Below are 258 nucleotides of genomic sequence, written 5' to 3'. Positions count from 1 at the left end.
GCCTTTGGCTTTGAGCAAGCAGCGGGCGGGGTCATCGGTTACGGTATCGCTCAGGCGATGATCAACGGTATCAAACGCGGTTTGTTTTCTAACGAAGCCGGTATGGGCTCCGCACCCAATGCGGCGGCAACGGCCAAAAGTCATCCCGATCATCCAGCAGTGCAAGGATTTATGCAGATGCTCGGGGTCTTTATGGATACCTTGGTTATTTGTACCGCTACTGCCTCTATTATTATCTTGTCTGGAGTGGTTGACCCC

At 52.7% G+C, this 258-nt stretch carries 1 protein-coding gene; it reads left to right on the top strand.

Features of this window, described 5'->3' with window-relative positions; genetic code table 11:
- Positions 1–258: alanine:cation symporter family protein (locus AAEZ02_RS22895; protein ID WP_351125414.1), on the top strand; the 258-nt coding region annotated here is incomplete at both ends.

This window comes from Shewanella sp. T24-MNA-CIBAN-0130, from assembly GCF_040310185.1.
GTDB classification, from domain to species: Bacteria; Pseudomonadota; Gammaproteobacteria; order Enterobacterales; family Shewanellaceae; genus Shewanella; species Shewanella psychromarinicola.
The sequence above is the reverse complement of the archived record's forward strand: the minus strand, read 5'-3'. Positions and strand labels throughout refer to the sequence as shown.